At 42.6% G+C, this 21,367-nt stretch carries 21 protein-coding genes and 1 pseudogene; 1 reads left to right on the top strand and 21 read right to left on the bottom strand.

Annotated features, from left to right (window positions below):
- Positions 1–137 precede the first annotated feature (137 nt).
- From prsA to ybeY, 16 genes are all read right to left on the bottom strand, one after another.
- On the bottom strand, positions 138–1,079 hold the full coding sequence (prsA, locus tag HMPREF8571_RS06415) for a peptidylprolyl isomerase PrsA (RefSeq protein WP_000728077.1): 942 nt from the start codon (positions 1,077–1,079) through the stop codon (positions 138–140).
- Positions 1,080–1,146: 67 nt separating this feature from the next.
- On the bottom strand, positions 1,147–1,860 hold the full coding sequence (locus tag HMPREF8571_RS06410; protein ID WP_000230410.1) for an O-methyltransferase: 714 nt from the start codon (positions 1,858–1,860) through the stop codon (positions 1,147–1,149).
- A 1-nt stretch (position 1,861) separates the two neighbouring features.
- Positions 1,862–3,664, bottom strand: a complete 1,803-nt coding sequence (gene pepF, locus HMPREF8571_RS06405) for an oligoendopeptidase F (RefSeq protein WP_000244104.1) — start codon at positions 3,662–3,664, stop codon at positions 1,862–1,864.
- Between the two features lie 18 nt (positions 3,665–3,682).
- The gene (locus tag HMPREF8571_RS06400) at positions 3,683–4,639 is read right to left on the bottom strand and encodes a competence protein CoiA (protein WP_000495885.1); all 957 of its coding nucleotides are present in this window, start codon (positions 4,637–4,639) and stop codon (positions 3,683–3,685) included.
- 76 nt (positions 4,640–4,715) lie between these two features.
- Positions 4,716–5,864, bottom strand: a complete 1,149-nt coding sequence (locus HMPREF8571_RS06395; protein ID WP_025168447.1) for a DUF1887 family protein — start codon at positions 5,862–5,864, stop codon at positions 4,716–4,718.
- A gap of 176 nt (positions 5,865–6,040) precedes the next feature.
- Positions 6,041–6,901: an SAM-dependent methyltransferase TehB gene (tehB, locus tag HMPREF8571_RS06390; protein ID WP_000413055.1), complete on the bottom strand. Its 861-nt coding sequence runs from the start codon at positions 6,899–6,901 to the stop codon at positions 6,041–6,043.
- A 14-nt stretch (positions 6,902–6,915) separates the two neighbouring features.
- A complete protein-coding gene (smpB, locus tag HMPREF8571_RS06385; protein ID WP_001051742.1) occupies positions 6,916–7,383 on the bottom strand; it encodes an SsrA-binding protein SmpB in 468 nt (155 codons plus the stop codon).
- On the bottom strand, positions 7,346–9,700 hold the full coding sequence (gene rnr, locus HMPREF8571_RS06380) for a ribonuclease R (RefSeq protein WP_000653280.1): 2,355 nt from the start codon (positions 9,698–9,700) through the stop codon (positions 7,346–7,348). Before rnr ends, smpB begins: the two co-directional genes overlap by 38 nt.
- A 95-nt stretch (positions 9,701–9,795) precedes the next feature.
- Positions 9,796–10,029: a preprotein translocase subunit SecG gene (gene secG, locus HMPREF8571_RS06375; RefSeq protein WP_000282514.1), complete on the bottom strand. Its 234-nt coding sequence runs from the start codon at positions 10,027–10,029 to the stop codon at positions 9,796–9,798.
- A 39-nt stretch (positions 10,030–10,068) separates the two neighbouring features.
- A complete protein-coding gene (gene rpmG / locus HMPREF8571_RS06370) occupies positions 10,069–10,218 on the bottom strand; it encodes a 50S ribosomal protein L33 (RefSeq protein WP_007519517.1) in 150 nt (49 codons plus the stop codon).
- The gene (locus HMPREF8571_RS06365; protein WP_001156296.1) at positions 10,209–11,417 is read right to left on the bottom strand and encodes a multidrug efflux MFS transporter; all 1,209 of its coding nucleotides are present in this window, start codon (positions 11,415–11,417) and stop codon (positions 10,209–10,211) included. The genes rpmG and HMPREF8571_RS06365 overlap by 10 nt, the downstream gene beginning before the upstream one ends.
- Entirely contained in the window at positions 11,404–12,009 is a 606-nt protein-coding gene (gene coaE / locus HMPREF8571_RS06360; protein WP_000516184.1) for a dephospho-CoA kinase, read from the bottom strand. The genes HMPREF8571_RS06365 and coaE overlap by 14 nt, the downstream gene beginning before the upstream one ends.
- Positions 12,009–12,833, bottom strand: a complete 825-nt coding sequence (gene mutM / locus HMPREF8571_RS06355; RefSeq protein ID WP_001114624.1) for a DNA-formamidopyrimidine glycosylase — start codon at positions 12,831–12,833, stop codon at positions 12,009–12,011. The genes coaE and mutM overlap by 1 nt, the downstream gene beginning before the upstream one ends.
- A gap of 48 nt (positions 12,834–12,881) precedes the next feature.
- Entirely contained in the window at positions 12,882–13,781 is a 900-nt protein-coding gene (gene era / locus HMPREF8571_RS06350; protein ID WP_000143274.1) for a GTPase Era, read from the bottom strand.
- Positions 13,782–13,797: 16 nt separating this feature from the next.
- Positions 13,798–14,193 (bottom strand): diacylglycerol kinase family protein, encoded by a 396-nt coding sequence (locus tag HMPREF8571_RS06345; protein ID WP_000378184.1) that lies wholly within the window; start codon positions 14,191–14,193, stop codon positions 13,798–13,800.
- Positions 14,174–14,671 (bottom strand): rRNA maturation RNase YbeY, encoded by a 498-nt coding sequence (ybeY, locus tag HMPREF8571_RS06340; RefSeq protein WP_000275173.1) that lies wholly within the window; start codon positions 14,669–14,671, stop codon positions 14,174–14,176. Before ybeY ends, HMPREF8571_RS06345 begins: the two co-directional genes overlap by 20 nt.
- Before the next feature lie 104 nt (positions 14,672–14,775).
- On the opposite strand from ybeY, the gene pavA reads away from it, so the two are divergent.
- Positions 14,776–16,431 carry an Rqc2 family fibronectin-binding protein PavA gene (gene pavA, locus HMPREF8571_RS06335; protein ID WP_000006737.1) on the top strand — a complete coding sequence of 552 codons (1,656 nt, stop codon included), beginning with the start codon at positions 14,776–14,778 and terminating at the stop codon, positions 16,429–16,431.
- A 200-nt stretch (positions 16,432–16,631) separates the two neighbouring features.
- On the opposite strand, the gene HMPREF8571_RS06330 is transcribed toward pavA, so the two are convergent.
- From HMPREF8571_RS06330 to HMPREF8571_RS06310, 5 genes and pseudogenes are all read right to left on the bottom strand, one after another.
- On the bottom strand, positions 16,632–17,363 hold the full coding sequence (locus HMPREF8571_RS06330; RefSeq protein WP_000357684.1) for an NAD-dependent protein deacylase: 732 nt from the start codon (positions 17,361–17,363) through the stop codon (positions 16,632–16,634).
- Between the two features lie 153 nt (positions 17,364–17,516).
- The gene (gene deoD / locus HMPREF8571_RS06325) at positions 17,517–18,227 is read right to left on the bottom strand and encodes a purine-nucleoside phosphorylase (RefSeq protein WP_000022099.1); all 711 of its coding nucleotides are present in this window, start codon (positions 18,225–18,227) and stop codon (positions 17,517–17,519) included.
- Positions 18,228–18,787: 560 nt separating this feature from the next.
- Positions 18,788–19,597 (bottom strand): purine-nucleoside phosphorylase, encoded by an 810-nt coding sequence (locus HMPREF8571_RS06320; protein ID WP_000143452.1) that lies wholly within the window; start codon positions 19,595–19,597, stop codon positions 18,788–18,790.
- A pseudogene (locus HMPREF8571_RS06315) lies at positions 19,598–20,153 on the bottom strand (DUF1697 domain-containing protein); the annotation flags it as partial.
- Position 20,154: 1 nt separating this feature from the next.
- Complete coding sequence (locus HMPREF8571_RS06310) at positions 20,155–21,366, bottom strand: phosphopentomutase (protein ID WP_000033092.1); 1,212 nt, start codon at positions 21,364–21,366, stop codon at positions 20,155–20,157.
- Position 21,367 lies beyond the last annotated feature (1 nt).

The following is a 21,367-nucleotide window of genomic DNA, read 5'->3' as shown; positions in this document are numbered from 1 at the left end:
TATTTTCTAGTTTTGATTGCTATTATACCATTTTTTCAGAAAGAAAAAAACTCTTATCCTTTAATCCTTCGAATTTTACTCATTTTCTAGTTCAAGCAAAAAATACAAACCTCTCTTGAGATTTGTATTTTAAGTTCTTAGTTAGATGAAGAGCTGCTACTTGAGCTTGAGTCACCACCACCGATGTATTGGGTGAAGATGTTTTGGAAGGCTTGGTCTTTGACTTTGATGTTTGCAGCTTGCAATTCTTTACCAATTACTCCTTGAACAAAGGCTGAATCATTTTGTTTTTGAGTCAAGATGATGGTCTTCAATTTTTCTTTATAATCCTCTATATTAGAAGATTTTTCTGTTTTCTTCGTTACTTTGATGATGTAGAACTGATTGCTGTATGCTTGTGTTCCAGTAGCTGTAATCACATCAGAAATACCATTCACATCCAAGGCAAAGGCTGCTTTTTTGACTTGTTCTGGAAGTTCTGTAGAAGCAGAGTCAAAAGTGATTTCGCCTCCATTTTCTTTTGTTTTATCGTCGTTAGAGTATTCTTTAGCAAGCTGGGCAAAATCCGCTCCTTCTGCTTTAGCTTTCTCAAGCACTTCTTTTGCCTTGTCTTCATTATCCAATCGGATGATTTGAGCCGTTACATCTGGTGTGTAAGACTCAAAAGCTTTTTGGTAAGCTTCGTCTGTCAATTCGCTCTCAGCAGCCTTCTTAACTGCCAATTCAACCAATTTGCTGGTGCGAATTTGAGCTTTACGAGTTTCAGGAGTCATACCTGCACGTTGAAGGACGCTGTTGTAGCTATCACCGTATTTCTTTTGTTCTTCAGCAACGGCGTCATCCACATCTTTATCCGTTACCTCTGATCCATATTGTTGTTCAAATACTTTTTGGATGGTCATATTTAGCAAGACTTGTTGAGCAGTTGGATTGTTCTTTACTTCGTCAAAGAATTGATGTTCTGTAATCACATCGCCCTTCATGCTGATCAAATCTTTTCCTTCAGAACTGTTTGAACAAGCTGCAAGTGTTGCTACTGATAAAAGTGTGATGGCTCCTGCCATAAGTTTTTTCTTCATGTTTACTCCTTTTACGGTAAGTATTACCTTATCTATTTTACTATAATTTCTTAAATTTTTCTGAAAATCATTCGCTCTCAGGAAGCTCTACTTCTGCTACATTCTTTCGTAGCATGAGAATGCCGTCTCCAAGTGGAACTAAAGTTGCTGTTAGACCTGGATTGTCCAAAGTTGCGTCGAACAGTCTTTGCAAACCACGGTAAATGGTTCGTTGACCACGGCGGACTTCCATGATGTCCTTAGCAACATCGCCTCCTTGGAAAATATCATCCAAGACCACTACTCCACCGACTTCCAAGTGTTTGAGGATTTCTGGTAAAAAGACGATGTACTTGGACTTGGCCGAGTCCATAAAGACAAAATCATAAGTTTCTGTCAGACTAGATAAAACATCGACTGCATCTCCCTCTAAGAGGGTGATTTGCTTGCGGCTATCAAACTGAGAAAAGTTTTCCTTGGCAAAGCCGATCATCTCAGGATTACGGTCAATGGTTGTAATCTTAGCATCTGGCGCATGCTCCGCCATCAGGAGGGCAGAAAAGCCAATTGCCGTCCCAATCTCTAGAATGTTCTTGGGCTGTATGGTCTCCATGAGAAATCGAAAATACGCGACCGTTTCATGGGGAATAATGGGAATGTTTTCCTTGCGAGCGAAGGTCTCCAATTCTTTCAAAGAACCTGTCACCTGTTTTTGACGCTGGCGCATGAGTTCTACGATTTCTTCCTTGACGACAGGCCGGCGCATATTGTGATTGGCATTTTTACTATAAGACTCTACCATCTTAAGCTAGTCCCAATTTTTCAACAAGGGCTTCAAACTCGTTCAAGCGACGTTCAAAGACTGCAAAGGCATCGTTGAGATAGTCTTCTTTTTCCATATCAACACCCGCTTTTCTCATAACATTGAGTGGATAGTCTGACTTACCTGCCTTGAGGTAGTCGATATAGCGGTCACGGTCTTCTTGACTACCATGGACAATCTTCTCAGCCAAGGCTGAAGCAGCTGCAAAACCAGTTGAATACTGATAAACATAGTAGTTATAGTAGAAGTGTGGAATGCGTGCCCACTCGTATTGGATTTGAGGATTGTCTTCCTTGCTGAGTCCATAGTACTCTTGGTTCAAGTCAGCGTAGAGTTTATTGAGGAAATCACTTGTCAAGACTTCTCCATTTTGATCTGCTTGGTGGATGGCGTGTTCAAACTCAGCGAATTGAGTTTGACGAAAGACCGTTCCACGGAAACCGTCCAAGAAGTTATTGAGGATAGCAAAGCGTGTTGCATCGTCTTCCACTTCTTCCAGTAATTTCTCCGTCAAGATATTTTCATTGGTCGTTGAGGCAATCTCAGCCAAGAAAATGGAGTAATCTCCGTAAACATAAGGTTGGGTTTCACGAGTATAGCTTGAGTGCATACTGTGACCTGTTTCATGGACAAGGGTAAAGAGATTGTCTAAATTGTCCTGCCAGTTGAGAAGCATGAAGGCATTGGTGTCATAGGAACCACCAGAATAGGCACCTGAACGCTTGCCTTGATTTTCATAGACATCAATCCAACGCTCGCTAAAGGCACGTTTGACACGACTCAAGTAATCGTCACCCAAGACCGCCAAGGCCTCTTCTGCCTTTTTCAAGGCTTCTTCGTAGGTAAAGCTGTATTCTACTGAAGATAGCGGTGTGTAGACATCGTACATCTTCAGATTAGAAATACCCAAGATTTTTGAACGAAGCTCGAGGTAACGATGCAAGAGTGGCAAGTGCTTGCGAACTGCTGCTACTAGATTGTCATAGACACTCTCTGGGACAAAGTTTGCTGCGAGGGCTGCATGGCGAGCACTCTTATAGTTGCGAACTTTTGCGCGGTAGTTTTGCACCTTAACATTTGTCTGCAAGGTCTTAGCGTAAGTGTGTTGGAATTGCTCGTAAGTCGCATAAAGGGCTTCATAGGCACCACGACGCACTTCACGGTTTTTAGACTCCATCAAACGGATGTAAGTACCGTGTGAGAGTTGCACTTCATTGCCTTCATCATCATGGACGTATGGGAAGCTAATATCCGCATTGTCCAAAATAGCGAAGGTTTCGCTAGCAGCGCCAAAGATTTCTCCTGCTCCAGCAAGCAATTCTTCCTCACGTTGCGAAAGAACATGGTCTTTCTTTTGCAAGAGCTTGTCAAAAAAGTGCTTATAAACTTGGAGTTTTGGTTGAGCTTCTAGGAAGGCCGCATACTGCTCCTCACTAATCTCCATAAACTCAGGTTCATAGAATGAAAAGGCTTGTTCTAACTGACTGTAAAGGGTCATTGCCTTAGCATAGTACTCCTGATACTTGGCTTCGCGCGTGTCTTGGTCATTTTTCATGTGAGCATAGACATAAAGCTTTTCAACTTGGCGTTCCAAGTCAAGTGAGAATTCTGTGATCTCAAGCAAACTGTCTGCGCTATCCAAGAGATGCCCCTCATACCGAGATGCTGTTTGTACTTTTTCAGTTAAATCTTTCAAGGCTTCTTCCCAAGCCTGGTCTGTTGGGTAGATTGTTGAAAGATCCCATGTATCTTTTTCATTTATTTCATGTCGTTGTAATACCATAAGATTCCTCCATCCTTTCTATTTTACCACATTTTTTGAGAAATATAAGTGATAAAAGGCTGGTGGATAGAGCTTTTGGCAATTATTTTTCGGTTTTTTTTGATAGTAAGCCTGAAAATTTCTATAATAGCTAGTCAAATCCGTTTCAATCTGCAAAAAATCACCTGATTCTATCGGTCTGACCTGAGGATACCAGTCGTCCAGTTGACGGTTTAATAGATTGTCTCCTTGTTGATAAGCCCCCTCCTGTTTTTTCATCCAGTAAGGCGTTTGGTAGTACAACTGCTGGCGAATGTAGTGACAGATAGTGGAATCTTGCACAACTGCAAAACGAGGCAGTTTTTGTTTTTGATAAGGAAATCGTAGAATTTCCAAGAGATTTCCTTGTCCATAGCCAAATTCCTTGACCTGAAAATGAAGCTTGCCACGTAGGTCCTGATGCAAAAGGTATTTGAGTCTCAAAACTTGCTTTTTGAAATCTAGTTCCCAAGCATAGAAACCCATATTTTGACTATAATAGAGAAATCCCCTTTGCAGTTGTGTTAATCGCTCCTTTAACCAGAGTTTTTCTCCCAGTAGCCAGATAACTTGGCAGCCCTGACTGCGGTATCCTTGGCTTCTATCTCCTAAAAGCTTTTGAGACAAGGGGCTGCACTGAACCTCCAGAGCTAGTTTCTCATTGACAAGAACATCCGCTATCTGCTGGATCTCGGGCAGACTGTATTCTAAGGCGACTTGATTGTCCTTCTTGGCCCAGTGATAAAGGGCCTCTTTGTTGCCCAAGTGTTCTGGACTTTCATTTTCAAAAATGGCCATACAATCTCTTAAAGATTCATGGGCAAAGTGCGTTCGAATGCTCTGTCCTTGGCGTAACCGTAGTCTGCCTCCACAGGCTGGACAAGTATAAGCTTGCCTGGTAACATCTTTTTCGAGGGCATTCACCAAACTCCCCTTAGCATCTCTGGCTACAAACATGGTCTACCTCCTTTTCTCATTTATTCGAAAAAGAAGTAAAAAAGACTGGATTTCCAGCCTTTCATGATATTATTTCTTATCTTTTTTGTCTCTTAGAATACTTTTTTAGCATGGGAATGAGATTGGGAATCTGCTCACTTCTAATGACCAGCACCCCGTATTCCTGGCAGCGATTGGCATAAGCTGGATTGATTTTTCCAGTACAAACAATCAACTTGAGGCAACTCTCCCCAGCAAAATGATTGGCATAGACTTCTAGCTCATTGATGGCTTCAACTGATAAATCTGTCATTTTGCAAGAGATAAAGGTAATCGAGCGCCCCTTTCTCAGAATGACATCAATCTCATTTTGAACATTGTCTGCCTCTGGAAAGATACCATTCCAATCAATCTCACCACCTATCATGCATTCATCAAATAGTTGAGATTCGAGCGCTAAGAGATAGAGATATACCTCTAAAATATGCCCCTTGTTGCGGCAAAAGACTTGAGCTTCTTGACTTGGAAAGCTGTAGCTTACTCGCTCCTTGTCCTCGCTTTCAATACGAAGCATTCCCGCTTCCACAAGTAAAGGAATAAGGGATTCTGGATAGTAATAATACTTGCCGTTGTTTTCCAGTATTTTTTCGGTTTCCGCATGGAGGTCATTGGTCTTAGCTAGAGAGAAAAATTGGGTTACTTGGTACCAATGGGCGGGATTGGCAATGGCAGAGCTGGCTAGCTTTTTGATGGCTGCAATTTGCTGGGCTGAGTGGATAGGGTGTTTTGATTTGAGCATTTTTCCACCACGCAAGGCTATCAGCTGTTGGATGCTTAGGGTTGGAATGTCCAAATCTTCTTTTTCCAGCTGACCAGCTACCCACTTGTATTGTTTTCCTCGTTCAACATCCATGGCAACGATGGGGAGGTGGCGATCCAAGCCATATTGATAGAGAGATAAGGCTAGTAGTGAATCTCCGCCAAAAACATCGAGAAGGACTTGGTCATAGCCTGCAAGGCAATAATCTAACTGATCAGACAGTTGTTCTAAAGATAACTGACGATAGGTCACACGGTGGATATGGGGGACCTCTTCCATGATAAACTGACGGAGAGAAACTTTCTCTTCATTGCTTATTTTCGTCAAAGAAAGGAAGAGAATCTCGTCACAATCACTGACGAAGGCTTGGTAGACATTTTTTTCCAATACATGCCGATCATACAATTCCACCAAAAGACTCGTCATTCGACCACCTCCATCATAAAGACTTTCTTTCGCTGAGAGTGTCATCAATACAGTTCTACTGCTCTGATTTCCTACTTCTAGTATAGCATAAAACCTGCTCGTCCCAATCAACCAACGCAAACAAAAACGAATAGAAACCTTGCAAAGTGGTTTCTATTCGCTGAGTTAAGTTTGATTTACTTGATTTTCTTGGCTAGCATGGTCGCAAATCGGAGTTGAATGCGATTGCCATTTTCATCACGACGGTGCAGGTGTCCTGGATTTTCATTGTACTTGACCAACTCCCAATCCTTGTAGTAGTCAGCCAATTCCCCTTCTTTAAAGGTGAATGGGAAGTTAACCGAGCAAGGATAATCCTCTGTGTCCATAGCACAGACGATGAGGTTGTAGCCCCCAACACTAGTTTGCTCCTGCATATTATGGATAATAGCTGGAATACGGTCTGCTTGTAGAAACATGAGAACAACTGTCGATACGATAAAATCATAGACTTGGCTAATGCTGGCTGAATTGATATCATAAAGTCCAACAGGCATATCTAGATCCTCTTGCTCTACGATGCTTTGCAAGATTTCCAGAGATAGTTCATTTTGATCCACAGCTGTCACATCAAAACCTTGTTGTGCTAAGAAGAGAGAGTTACGTCCTTGACCACAACCCAAATCCAAGGCTCTTCCAGGTTTTACCGTCTGCATGGCCTCTAGGACCTCTGAATGGACTGGATTGGTCTGGTATTTCTTAGGGAAATAATCCTCAGGTTTACAATAAAATTCTAAGTACCATTCTACATCGTCTGTTGCCGCCTCTACTCGGTGCCAGGCTTGCGGTTGCGCCATAGGGTTGTCTGCACCTACCTCAAAGAGGTGCTCAGCTAGAACCTCACCATCTTCAGTCAACTCAATAAACTTGAGTGCCCCCTTCAAGACAGTAATTTTTCCCCAAGTACCGACTTTAGTATTGTGCTTTTGCTGAACAGCATCAGGCATGGTCTGTTTATTCCACAAGGGCATCCGTTTATAGGCAATTAATTTTTCCATTTTACTTCCTCTTCTTAACGCTGGTTGACAGCTTTCATCACACGCGCGATGTCGCGGTTTTGTTCACGTCGCTTGATCGACTCCCGTTTGTCATAGTCATGCTTCCCTTTGGCAAGTCCTAAAAGAAGCTTGGCGTAACCATCTTTGATATAGACTTTGAGGGGTACAAGGGTCATTCCTGTCCCTTTGGTCTCTTGTTCCAATTTTTGAATTTGCTTCTTATGGAGCAAGAGTTTGCGACGGCGTTCAGGTTCTTGGTTCCAGATATTGCCCTCTTCGTAAGGGGCGATATGAACATTGCTCAGCCAGACTTCCCCATTTTTTACTTGAGCAAAGCCGTCCTTAAGATTGATTCGAGCCGCTCGTACACTCTTTATCTCCGTTCCTGTCAGGACCATTCCTGCTTCAAGCGTATCTACGATTGTATAGTCATGGTGCGCCTTTTTATTTTGTGCGACGACCTTTCCCTCGCCCTTTGCCATGCTTGGCTCCTTTCTTAGCTACTTCCTTATAAAAAGGTTTCTTGCCTTTTTTCTTTTTATCTTTTTGTGAATGCTTGTGCTTATCATTTGAGCGTCCTGATTTTCTCTTGTCTTCCTTCTTATCCGAACGACGACTTGAACCACGACCCCTGTCTCTGCGACCAGCTTGTTTCAAGCCCTTTTCGATGACATCAAACTCACTTGGGATATAAGAGAAATCAATCTCACCTGTCATTTTATCCGCTCTTTCTACGCGAATACGAATCTGTTGTCCCACACGGAAAGTTATGCCCGATTTCTCTCCACGGAGTGTCAAATCACGCTCGTTAAAATGATAAAACTCAGGCAGATTGGTGATGTGAATCAAGCCTTCAACTGTATTTGGCAATTCGACAAAAAGACCAAACTTGACGATGCTGGATACAACTGCATCGTACTCTTCGCCCACGTATTCTTCCATATATTCAGCTTTTTTCATGGCTTCGACTTCACGCTCCGCCTCGATGGCACGACGCTCACGGTTGGAAGACTGGGTCGCAATCTCTGGAATCACTTGTTCAAAATGCTCGGCTATTTCCTTAGAACGCCCATAGTCTCGAATCATGCGGTGAACAAGGAGGTCTGGATAACGGCGAATGGGGCTGGTAAAGTGAGTATAATAGTTAGCAGCAAGACCATAGTGACCGTGATTATGCTCTGAATAACGAGCCTGTTGCATCGAACGGAGAAGCATCATGGACAATACATCCGCATAGGGTTCTCCCTCAACCGCACGCATGATGTCTTGAAGGGCCTCCTGGCTAATCTCACTAGCAGTCCCATAAATTCGCAAGCCAAAGCTCGAAGCGTAATCAATAAACTTCTGAACTTTTTCAGCCTTGGGCTCCTCGTGAATCCGATAGATAAAAGGTAGGTCCAGCTTGCTGAAGTGCTCGGCAACTGTTTCGTTGGCTATCAACATGAAGGACTCGATCATCCGCTCAGCAACGCCGCGTTGACGGAGGACAATATCCACAGGCTTGCCTTTTTTATCCACCAAAATCTTAGCTTCGCTGGTATCAAAATTAAGGGCACCACGTTTCTCACGCATGTTTTCTAGCCTTTCATGAAGCTTGGCCATGAGTTCGATACTTGGAACAATTTTCTTAAACTCTTGTCTCTTTTCCTCATCGCCAGCTAGGATGTCATTGACAGCGCTATAGGTCATACGGAAGCTCGTCTTGATAACTGTTTGGGTAATGGTGTAATGAGCCACACGACCATGTTTATCAATTTCCATAATAGCAGACTGGGTCAAGCGATCTACTTGAGGATTGAGCGAGCAGATACCATTTGACAGACGCTCTGGAAGCATTGGAACCACTCGGTCTGTTACATAGACAGAAGTCGCGCGGTTAAGGGCTTCCTTGTCAAGGGCAGAACCCTCAGTCACGTAGTAGGAAACATCCGCGATGTGAACTCCGAGTTCGATATTGCCATTTTTCAAAGGCTTAATGTGAACTGCATCGTCCAAGTCCTTGGCATCCGCGCCGTCAATGGTAAAGGTAAGCTCATCTCTTAAATCAAGACGCCCTTCCATATCCTTTTGAGACGGAGCATCTGGTACACTTTCTGCCTCCTTGAGAACAGCTTCTGGAAATTCTGAAACAATATCCATGGATTCCAAGACTTCAAGAACGTCAATCCCAGCATCAGTCGAGTGCCCCACCACGTCTAGCACACTAGCGACAAAGAAATCATGTTTCTTACTTGGGTATTTGTCGATAAAGACCTTGAGAACCTCTGTCCCTTCAAGTTTGAGGGCTGGTTTCTTAACATAGATTGGTTGGCTGATTTTCTGATTTTTTGAACGGATGTAGCCCGCATACTTGGGCTTTTCCTGATCCAAAACGATTTGCCCAACAACTGTCGTCAGGCTATGCTCTAAGATATCGATAATTTTTGCTTCTGCAGCAGTTCCCTTGTTACGGTCAGCGACTTTCTTAATCACGACCTCAACGGTATCACCATCAATGGCATAGTTGACATCGTTTTTTCCTACAAAAAGATCGTCCTCTTCGCCTTCTAGACTGACAAAGCCAAAGCCGTTTTTATGGGCATGAAAAATCCCTTTGAGGGTAATTTCATGTTTCTTCTTTTGGTCCAGACATAAACTACCATCATCTTCAAAACGAATCTGGTGCTTTCTTTCCATCAGAGACAGGGTTTTAATCAACTCACGGAAATCCTTGGACCCATCCTTTCCGAGAGCCTGAGCAAGGTCATTTACCGTCACTCGCCCCTTCTCTTGCAAATATTCTTTAATTTTATCTTTCATGTTTTCTTTCTAGATTTTTAAAATTTTTATGAGTGATAACTTTAGTAAACATCATTCAAAATAAAAATAGGCTAAGACCTAGTCTCGCCCATTTCTTATCTACTTGATAATACCGTCAATGCTAAGGCAATGGCTAGCCAGAAAAAGACTAAAATACCTGTCAAACGTTGCATCACAGCTTCAAAACCTCGAGCTTTACTACGTTCAAACAAATCGCCTGCGCTGGCATCAAATACATTGCTGGATTGGTTCTTGGTTGGTTGCATGAAAATCGCAATCACAATCACAACAGATAATACTAATAAAATGGTTAATAATAGGTTATACATATCAAACTCCTTAAAATCCCTATTATTTTACCATAAATTCTACTTAGATTCAAGATGTAAAGTTACTTTTCTTTCCTTTGGACAATATTTTAGAACTTCAATCTTGTCTGGATGGGTTTTTGAGTTCTTACTAGTTAGATAATTCATGCTACCACAAGAGGAGCATTTGAGATTAATTTTTACTCGCACGAGATTTCCTTTACTTTTAATAATGATCTAAATTGAACTAAGTTACATAAACAGCTGAAAGCAACACATACAGCCGTCGCATAAAAAACCGAGTGGTAGCCATATTGCCCCGCGACTGCTGAACCAGTCATAGGGCCAACAACACCTCCAAGGTAGAAAAAGACTTGGTTAAAGGCAAAAATCCTTGAAATGCCAGCTTTGGGAGTCATTTTGCTAAGCAAGGCATTGATACCTGGTATCAGAGCGCCCGTTCCTAAACCAAAGATAAAACGATACAAACCGAGTTCAAGAGGACTGGTCGCACTGGCACACAGAATGTAGATGATGACTGAATACATCTGAGCCAGAATAAGAAGTCGATGATTCCCTAGCTTATCACCAAGCTTTCCCATCACTCCAGCGCTCATCATACTAGAAAATCCCATACTAGATACAATCAAGCCTGAGACGAAGAGGAGATTTTCGTTCTGCCCTAAGTCCCGCACATAGAGAGCCAGAATGGGACCAATGGATTGAGCTGAAAATTGTATGACAAAGGTAGTCAAAAATAAACTAATCAAAAGATGAGAGTGCTTGATTGAACCGAGCAATTCTTTTGTTGGTATTGCTTTCTCCTTAGCTATTGGCTGAAAATCCTCCTTGATAAAGAAAATGGTTAAGAGTGCAGCTAAAAACAAGAAGGCACCAATCAACAGAAAAACATTTCGAATACCAAAAATTTCAGCAACCAGGCCCCCAACAAAGGGGCCCGTTAGGGTTCCAGCTACTACTCCCGTTGATAAAGTCCCCAAAGCATAGCCAGACTTATCCTTAGGAACTTGACTGGCTATTAAAGCCGTCGCATTTGGAACGAAACCTGTAAATACACCATTTAGTAATCTAAGAAAGATTAGCCAATAGATATTCGGCACGAAGGCCAAACCTCCCATAGTAATGGTCATGGCAAGGCCTGCTCGAATCATCATGGGTTTTCGACCGTACTTGTCAGCAAGAATGCCCCAGATGGGAGAAACTAAAGCTGCGGAAACAGCCGAAACTGAGATGGCTAATCCAGCATAAAAAGCAACTTGGTCTCCTTCAATTCCCAACTGCTCCACAAAGATAGGCATGAAAGGAACGACCAAGGAAATGCTGGCGCCCGTTAGAAAACTACCGAACCAGGCGACACGAAGATTCTCTTTCCAACTAATCTCTTGCACAGCTATCGCCTCCTTCAAGTAACTTCACTACTTGAGCCACAAGCTGATCACGACTGCCATTATTGTCTAATATATGGCTCGCCAATTTTTTCTTTTCTTCTAAAGACCATTGGGCGGCCAAACGGGACTCTGCTACTTCCTTAGAAAGATGATCCCGTTTCATGAAACGTTCCACCTGAACATCACGGTCTACATAGACCAGCCACGTTTCATCAAACCAGGTGGCATAGTCCTGTTCAAAAAGCAGGGGAATATCCATGAAAAAAATCGCTTCTGTCTGAATCAACTGGTCTCGCAATGCAGCCAATTCCTCACGAATAATCTCCCCTTGGGTTTGCTTAGACCATTCTTGCTCCTCAGGATTTGAAAAGATGAGACTAGCCAGAAGAAGGCGATTAAGTTCTCCATTTTCAAGTATGATTTTCTGTCCAAAATGCTGGACTAAAACCTGATAAAGACGAGCCCCGGGTTTTTGTAGATCATGGACGACTGCGTCAGCATCGACCACTTGGAAGCCTTTTTGTCTTAGAAAATTTGTCACAGTTGACTTACCAGAGGCAATTCCTCCTGTGATTCCGATGATTTTTCCCATCAGCCCCTCCTTTGACACTGAGGACAAAAATGAGTTCCCCGTCCACCGAGCTGGAATTTCTCAATCACTGTCCCACAGCGCGAACATGCCTGACCAGTCTTATCATAGACCTGATGAAAATCCTGCATGGTTCCGTCTTCCCCAAAGGCATTGGTATAGGTTCGAATAGTTGAGCCGCCTTTTTCAACAGCCTGACCCAAAACAGCAATAGTCTGGTCATGAATAGCTGACGCTTCTTCTGCCGTCAAAGTCTGGGAAGGTCTTGCTGGATGAACCTGAGCTCGCCAGAGAACCTCATCCACATAGATATTGCCAAGACCAGCTACCAAGGTCTGATCTAGAAGGTGGGATTTGATAGGCTTTTTAGATTTGGCTAGGGCAGCTTGGAAGGACTGCAAATCAAAGTCCTGTTCTCTTGGCTCAGGACCTAGTTTCTTAGAAATAAAGTAGGCATCCAATAGGTCGGGTGCCAGCAGTTCCATAGTACCAAACTTGCGTACGTCCTCATATACAAGAGTGCCACCATCCTCAAAATGAAAGAAAACATGGGCGTGCTTGCGTTCAGGAACCTGGTCCGAATAGTAAAAATACTTGCCCTCCATCCGCAGATGGGAAATCAAGACCTTGTCTGTCAAGTAGTAAAGCAGATATTTTCCACGGCGTCCCATGGACTCAATTACTTGACCAGCTAGTTCTTTTTGAAACTCTTCCAAATCTGTCTTGATCATCTTGGGATAACGAATGTCTACACTCGAAATTTTCTTTCCCAAAATTAATTTCTCTAAGCCACGACGAACGGTTTCAACCTCAGGTAATTCAGGCATAAATCCTCCTTCTGTAAAAACAAGAAGCAGGCATGAGCCCACCTCTACTTAGTATTCTTTTTCATTATAGCCAAAGTCAGCCAAATCTAGCTTTTTATCACGCCAGTTTTTCTTGACCTTGACCCAAGTTTCTAGGAAAACCTTGTCCCCTAGCATGAGTTCGATATCACGACGGGCCATGGTCCCAATTTTCTTAAGCATGGCGCCACCTTTACCGATGATAATACCTTTTTGACTATCACGCTCGACCATGATGGTTGCCCGGATATGAACCTTGTCGGTCTCCTCATCACGCTTCATAGAGTCCACTACAACTGCAACTGAGTGAGGAATCTCTTCTCTAGTTAGGTGTAGGACTTTCTCACGGATCATTTCAGAAACCAAGAAACGCTCTGGGTGGTCTGTGATTTGATCAGCTGGGAAATACTGGAAACCTTCCTCAAGATTTTCACTGAGGATGTCAATTAGACGAGAAACGTTATTTCCCTGAAGGGCTGAGATCGGAACAATCTCCTTAAAGTCCATTTGATTACGGAAGTCATCAATCTGAGCCAAAAGCTGATCTGGGTGGACCTTGTCAATCTTATTGACCACCAAAATAACTGGAACCTTGGCAGCCTTCAGACGCTCGATAATCATATCGTCACCCTTGCCACGTGGCTCATCAGCTGGCACCATGAAAAGAACGGTATCCACTTCACGAAGGGTGCTGTAGGCAGATTCTACCATGAAATCTCCAAGAGCCGTCTTAGGCTTATGAATCCCCGGCGTGTCGATAAAGACGATTTGTTCCTTATCCGTGGTGTAAATCCCCATGATTTTATTGCGCGTTGTTTGCGCCTTATCACTCATGATAGCAATCTTTTGCCCCATGACGTGATTCAAAAACGTTGACTTCCCAACATTGGGACGTCCTAAAATGGCTACAAAGCCTGATTTAAATGTCATAATTTCCTCTTAATCTTTAAAATAATAAATCCCAAATGCGTGGGAGAAAGATAAGTGCACCAATCACCGCGGCAAGAAGGGAAACCACAAGCACGGCACCTGCTGCCATGTCCTTGGCTTTCTTTGCCAACATAGAAAAGTGATAGTGACTGGCTAGATCCACCACATTTTCGATAGCGGAGTTAATAATTTCAAATGCTACTACCAAAAAAATGCTCATTAGGAGAAAGAGCCATTCGATCCGTGACACCTGAAAAATAAAACCTGCAAGGATGACCACTAGAGCCGTCACTGCATGTTTTCGCATATTGCGTTCTTCCTTGATGGCAGTCAGAATTCCTGTCAGGGCAAATTCTAAACTGGATACAAGGTCACGATTTTTCCATTTTCGTTTATTGTCTTGTGAGTCCATAGGCTGTCAAAATTTCTTCTTGTAAACCGAACATCTCCGCTTCTTCTTCCGGAGTGTAGTGATCGTAGCCGTTGATATGTAAAAAGCCGTGTACTGCCAAGAAGCCCATCTCACGCTCAAAGCTGTGGCCATATTCCTCAGCCTGCTCATGCGCTTTATCGATAGAGATGAAAAGTTCCCCAATATAGGCATCAAACTCGGACATCATTTCTGCTAATTCAGGGTTTTCAAGCAGATCTTCCTCATCAAAGGAAATGTCCAATTCCGGTTTATATTCAAGGCTGATGACATCTGTCGGACGATCTGTACCACGGTACTCGAGGTTGAGTTCGTGGCTACGCTCATTGGTCACAAAAGTAACTGCCATCTCCTTGTCTTCTTTTCCTATTTTTTGGGCAGCAAATTCCAAAATCTCTTGGGTTTGTTGCAAGATTTCTTGTGAAACTTGACCAGTTTCATCTACCATTTCAATATACATGTACTTCTCGATTCTCTTTACTTGGCTTTATTATACCATATTTCCATGATTTTATTCTACCTTTTTGATATAATACTATGGAATACAATCACAAGGAGAGAACGATGTCATTTGACGGATTTTTTTTACACCACATGATTGAGGAATTGCGAAGAGAGTTAGTCAATGGTCGCATTCAGAAAATCAATCAACCTTTTGAACAAGAGTTGGTCTTGCAAATCCGCAGCAATCGCCAAAGCCATCGCCTGCTCCTCTCTGCTCATCCCGTTTTTGGACGCATTCAGCTGACCCAAACGACTTTTGAAAATCCAGCCCAACCTTCTACCTTTATCATGGTGTTGAGGAAGTATTTACAAGGTGCCGTGATTGAGTCCATCGAGCAAATCGAAAATGACCGCATTGTGGAGATCACGGTTTCCAATAAAAACGAGATTGGAGATCATATCCAGGCGACTCTGATTATCGAGATCATGGGCAAACACAGCAATATTCTCCTGGTGGATAAAAGTAGCCATAAAATCCTCGAAGTCATCAAACATGTCGGCTTTTCACAAAATAGCTACCGCACCTTGCTCCCCGGATCGACCTATATCGCTCCACCAAGTACTGAGTCTCTCAATCCTTTTACAGTCAAGGATGAGAAACTCTTTGAAATCTTGCAAACCCAAGAACTAACTGCAAAAAATCTTCAAAGTATCTTTCAAGGGCTAGGACGCGATACGGCAAATGAATTGGAAAGTCTGTTGGTTAGTGATAAACTATCCACTTTCCGTAACTTTTTCAGTCAAGAAACCAAGCCATGCTTAACAGAGACTTCCTTCAGTCCAGTTCCTTTTGCCAATCGTATAGGAGAGCCTTTTGCCAGTCTTTCGGATCTCTTAGATACCTATTATAAGGATAAAGCCGAGCGCGACCGCGTCAAACAGCAAGCTAGCGAACTCATTCGCCGTGTTGAAAATGAACTTCAGAAAAATCGCCATAAACTCAAAAAGCAAGAAAAAGAATTGCTGGCGACAGACAATGCTGAGGAGTTTCGCCAAAAAGGAGAATTGTTGACAACCTTCCTTCATCAAGTACCTAATGACCAAGATCAGGTTACCTTGGACAACTACTACACCAATCAGCCTATCACCATCACACTTGATAAGGCTTTGACTCCCAGCCAGAATGCCCAGCGCTACTTTAAACGCTATCAGAAACTCAAAGAAGCTGTCAAATACCTTACTGAGCTAATTGAGGAAACCAAGGCAACCATTCTCTATCTTGAAAGCGTCGAAACGGTTCTCAACCAAGCTGGACTGGAGGAAATCGCTGAAATCCGTGAAGAATTAATCCAAACAGGCTTTATCCGTAGAAGACAGCGGGAGAAAATCCAGAAACGCAAAAAACCAGAACAGTATCTGGCGAGCGATTGCAAGACCATCATCTATGTCGGACGAAACAACCTGCAAAATGAGGAATTGACCTTTAAAATGGCCCGCAAGGAGGAACTTTGGTTCCATGCCAAGGACATTCCTGGAAGCCACGTCGTCATCTCAGGAAATCTTGACCCTTCTGATGAAGTTAAGACAGATGCGGCCGAACTAGCTGCCTACTTCTCCAAGGGACGTCTGTCAAATCTGGTGCAGGTTGACATGATAGAAGTCAAAAAACTCAACAAACCAACAGGTGGCAAACCCGGCTTTGTGACCTATACTGGACAAAAGACCCTCCGTGTTACACCAGACCCAGAAAAAATCGCATCCATGAAAAAATCCTGATTTCAAATGAAATCAGGATTTTCTATTACAAATTTACTCTGTAATCAAGGTTTCCAAACCAACCTTCATCATATTTATGAAGGTGTTTTGATTTTCTCAGCCAGTTTTTAATAACTCTCAAAGAGCGATATAGTGGTCAGTAAATGAGATAGTTTTCTCTTTCAAGTAACAAGATTTTGTTGCTATCTTCTAAAATCCTTCTATTGTCTCAATTTCGAAAAGACTTCCCCAATCTTGCCTTCAATGACCAATGTAGCTTGGCTGTCTTGTGGAATACTGGTTTTATTGATAAGGACCAGATTTGTCCCAGAAAAATAGTTTACTAGGCTAGCTGCAGGATAAACAACCAAGGAAGTCCCACCAATAATCAGCAAGTCTGCTTGCCGAATAGCTTGTGCAGCTTGGCTAAAGACATCCATATCAAGTGATTCTTCATACAAAGTCACGTCAGGCTTGACCACCTTACCACAGTCTAAGCAGTGGGGAACAGGTCCCTCGAGGGCCAGAAAGGCAGTTAAGTCATAGAAACGATGACAACCTAGGCAGTAATTTCGGTCCGCACTCCCATGCAATTTAAAGACCTTCTGGGAGCCAGCCATTTCATGAAGACTATCGATGTTTTGTGTCACAACAGCCTTTAGCTTACCTGTCTTTTCCAAAGCAGCTAGATAAGTATGAGCAGCATTAGGCTTGGCTTCTGGATAAATCAGGTATTTCTTATAAAAGTCAAAAAAATCTTCTGGATAGCGCTCAAACATGGTCCGAGAAACGAGTTGCTCTGCCGTAAAATGACGGCCTAACTGATAACTATAGACACCATCTGAACTACGAAAATCTGGGATATTGGACTCGGTTGACACTCCTGCTCCTCCGAAGAAAACAATCCGTTGGCTTTGATCTATCAAGTCTTGTAATTGTTCAATTTTATCCATCACATTTCTCCTTAAGCTGGGTTCTAAAAAAGTTGAAAACCAATAGCTCCAGCAATCTGATTTTCAACTCTTTCTTTATTATTACTGATATATTTGAGATTAAAGCATTTGAATCAATCTTAGAAATAACCTTATCTCAAAGTAATACGATGTTTACTCTGCAATCAAGGTTTCCAAGCCGACCTTCATCATATCGGTGAAAGTGTTTTGGCGTTCTTCAGCTGTTGTGTCTTCATCTGGATTAACCAAGCTATCAGAAATGGTCATGATAGCAAGTGCATCAACGTGGTGTTGGGCAGCAAGATAATAAAGAGCTGCTGCTTCCATTTCCACAGCTTTAACTCCCCATTTACCAAGCTCGATGTTCTTTTCAAAATAGTTTGAGTAAAAGACATCTGACGACAAAACGTTCCCAACGTGGGTTGTCATACCGTGTTCTTTTGCAATATGGTAGGCCTTATCTAGCAAATCAAAGCTAGCAATTTGTGGGAAATCGTACTGTGGCCAGTCGTTGCGGATGATGTTTGAGTTAGTCGCAGCTGCTTGTGCCAAGACCAATTCACGGACGTGAACATCTTGATTCAAAGAACCAGCAGTTCCCACACGAATCAATTTCTTCACACCGTAATCCACAATCAACTCACGGGCATAGATCGAAATGGATGGCATTCCCATCCCAGTTCCCATGACAGATACACGGTGACCCTTGTAAGTACCAGTGTAGCCAAACATGTTACGCACTTCGTTAAAACAAACAGCATCTTCAAGGAAGTTCTCCGCAATAAATTTCGCACGAAGAGGATCCCCCGGAAGAAGAATTTTATCAGCAATTTCACCCTGCTGAGCAGCAATATGGATAGACATAATTTATGATACAAAGAGCGACAAGAAAACGACTGAAAATTAGGAATCTGACGAGAAATCCTGATTTCTCAATCAGATTATCTATTTTCCGAGTTTTCCGCTCGTGTTCAAATTAGAACACCTTGCTCTACCTTTCTTTATTGTATATTTAGGATAGCGACAGAGAACAAAGTAAAAATAGGAAACTGACGAAGCATCGCAGATGTTAGACAGTTTATCTTTTTTACACAGTTCTCCGCCCGTATTCAGTTCAGCAAATACGGTTTACCCATCCTTTCTTTAATTTATATTTGATATTTAGAAAGATACCAAACCCGTCAAAAAGCAAAGGGAAAATAGGAGTTGGGTGCAGTGAGCGATGCTCGCTAGACCAACTGTCTTTTTCTCACTGCTTTTAGGGTGGGTTCAATTCCTTTCTTTCTTAATTTTTATGATATAGAAGAGAACAGCTCAGGTTCAATGCAAATCCGAACTCCCCTTCCTTTCTGAGTCTCTAGAAAAGCTTTCCGCTCGTGTTCAAATCAGAACACTTCACCCTACCTTTCTATGGTAAGTATTCATTACAATTCAGCAAGAATCGCTTTAAGCAAGCCTTTGAAGTCACCTTTGACACGTTCAGTCACTTCTACAACTTCTTCGTGATTGAGTTCTTCTTGGAAACCAGCAGCATGGTTAGTAATACATGAAATACCGAGAACTTTCAAGCCTGAGTGTGCTGCAACAATAACTTCAGGAACAGTAGACATACCAACTGCATCTGCTCCCAATGTCTTATAGGCACGAATTTCTGCTGGGGTTTCATAAGTCGGACCTGTTACACCAATATAGACACCTTCATCTAGCTTGATACCAAGTTTTTTGGCCACTTCATGGGCAGTAGCACGATATTCTGGAGTGTAGGCTTTAGACATATCCGGGAAACGTGGACCAAAATCATCCAAATTTTCACCCATCAATGGGTTTTGCCCCGTCATATTGATATGGTCTGAGATAGCCATCAAAGTACCAGGACCGTAGCCGATACCTCCTGCAGCATTGGTTACAATGACACCTTCACATCCGAGAACTTTCATCACACGCACTGGGAAAGTCACGACTTCAAGAGGATTTCCTTCGTAGAAATGGAAACGACCTTGAAGAGCCAAGACCTTGCGACCTGCAAGTTCTCCATATACCAATTTACCAGCGTGTCCGACTACTGTCGAACGGCCCCAGTTTGGAATATCTGCATAGTCTACTACAACTGGATTTTCGATTTCTTCTGCCAATTCTCCCAGACCTGATCCAAGGATTAGACCGAACTCAGGTGCTTGGATTCCCTTGTATTTCAGGAAGGCAGCTGTTTCCTTGATCTTATTTAAAAACGTCATTGTGTCTCCTTTATTAATTTTTTAGCATTTGACCGATTTTGTCAAAAGTTTTAGCATTGCGAATGGTGATGTTGCGATAAAAAGGCATCTTGAGCAAGTACTTATGATAGGCAGTTGCATAGTAGGATTCTTCAGAGAATTTCCCCCAGAAAATCCCAAGTCTTCCAAAATGAACGACTTCATCTTCCAGTTCCAAACTGTTCACTTTCTCGATCACTTGAGCCACATCCAAGCCCTCTGTGTAAAAGAGGACATCCTTTCGTGCCAAATCTTTGGTCCACCAATCAGGAAGATTATTCAGCTCTTCTTCATAATCATCCTGACTCAGTAAAGAAAAGCTCTGAATAAATGGATAATGGACTTCAAAGAAAGCCTTTAACTTTTCAACCAATTGGGCTTTGGGAGCTGTAGAAGTAAAGAAAATATTGCCACTGTTGATGTAGGTCTCAACCTTTTCCAGTCCCAACTCTGTCAGTTCTTGACGAAGTTGCGCCATGACAACTTTATTTTTCCCACCGACATTAATGCCCCGAACAAGTAAAGCATATCGCGTCATCTTACACCAATTTATCTAAGAAACTTTCCCCAATCATGGCAGTTTCAACACCAAAGTTATCCGCAACTGTCGCTGAGATATCTGCAAAATGTCCAACTGGAATGACACCGTTTCCTTTAAAGGCAGGACTGTAAGCCAAAAGTGGAATGTATTCACGAGTGTGGTCTGTTCCTGCATAGGTTGGGTCATTTCCATGGTCCGCAGTAATCAAAAGAAGATCATTCTCTCTCATGGCAGCGATAATTTCGGGCAAGCGTTCATCAAACTCATGCAAGCAATCACGGTAACCATGAGCATTGCGGCGGTGGCCGTAAAGGGCATCAAAGTCAACTAAGTTTGTGAAGGAGAATCCTTTTTCAAACTCAGCAAGTCCAATGGTCTTCAATAATGTATCAATTCCGTGGCTGTTTGACTTGTTGTGCCCCATGTCATGATTGATACCAGCTCCGTTAAAGATATCGTTGATTTTACCAACAGCGTAAGTATCGATACCAGCTTCATTGAGTTTATCGAGAACAGTCGGTGCAAATGGAGAAACGGCCAAGTCACGACGATTTGCTGTACGAGTGAAGTTACCTGGTTCACCCACATAAGGACGAGCAATGATACGACCTAGAAGAGCAGGACGCTCAAGGGTAATCGAACGAGCGTATTCACAAATACGATACAATTCATCCAAAGGAATGATATCTTCATGGGCAGCAATTTGCAAAACAGGGTCAGCTGAAGTATAGATAATCAACTCCCCAGTTTCCATTTGACGTGGTCCAAAGTCATCTATAACAGCTGTTCCTGAATACGGTTTGTTAGCTTCACGAATGACCTTGCGTCCTGAGAATTCTTCAATTTTCGTCAAAATTTCTTCTGGGAATCCGTTCCAGAAAGTATCGAAAGGCTCGGTAATGTTGAGTCCCATGATTTCCCAGTGTCCAGTCATAGTATCCTTACCAAGAGATACTTCTTCCAATTTTGTTACATAACCTGTTGGATTGCTTTCAGCTGGTACAGTCTTCAGCGGTGTTTCGCGAGGAATATTTCCTAGACCGATTTTAGCCATGTTTGGCACATTCAAACCAACAGCTTTTGAGATATGCCCCAGTGTGTCAGAAGCACCATCTGGAACCCCTGCATTGACAAAGTTATTAGCATCTGGTGCTGCACCGATTCCCACGGAATCCAGTACCACCAAGTGAATCCGATTAAATTTTGACATA

Source organism: Streptococcus mitis ATCC 6249 (assembly GCF_000146585.1).
Lineage (GTDB): Bacteria > Bacillota > Bacilli > Lactobacillales > Streptococcaceae > Streptococcus > Streptococcus mitis_AZ.
Note: the sequence above shows the minus strand (reverse complement) of the source record. Positions and strands in the feature narration are given on the sequence as shown.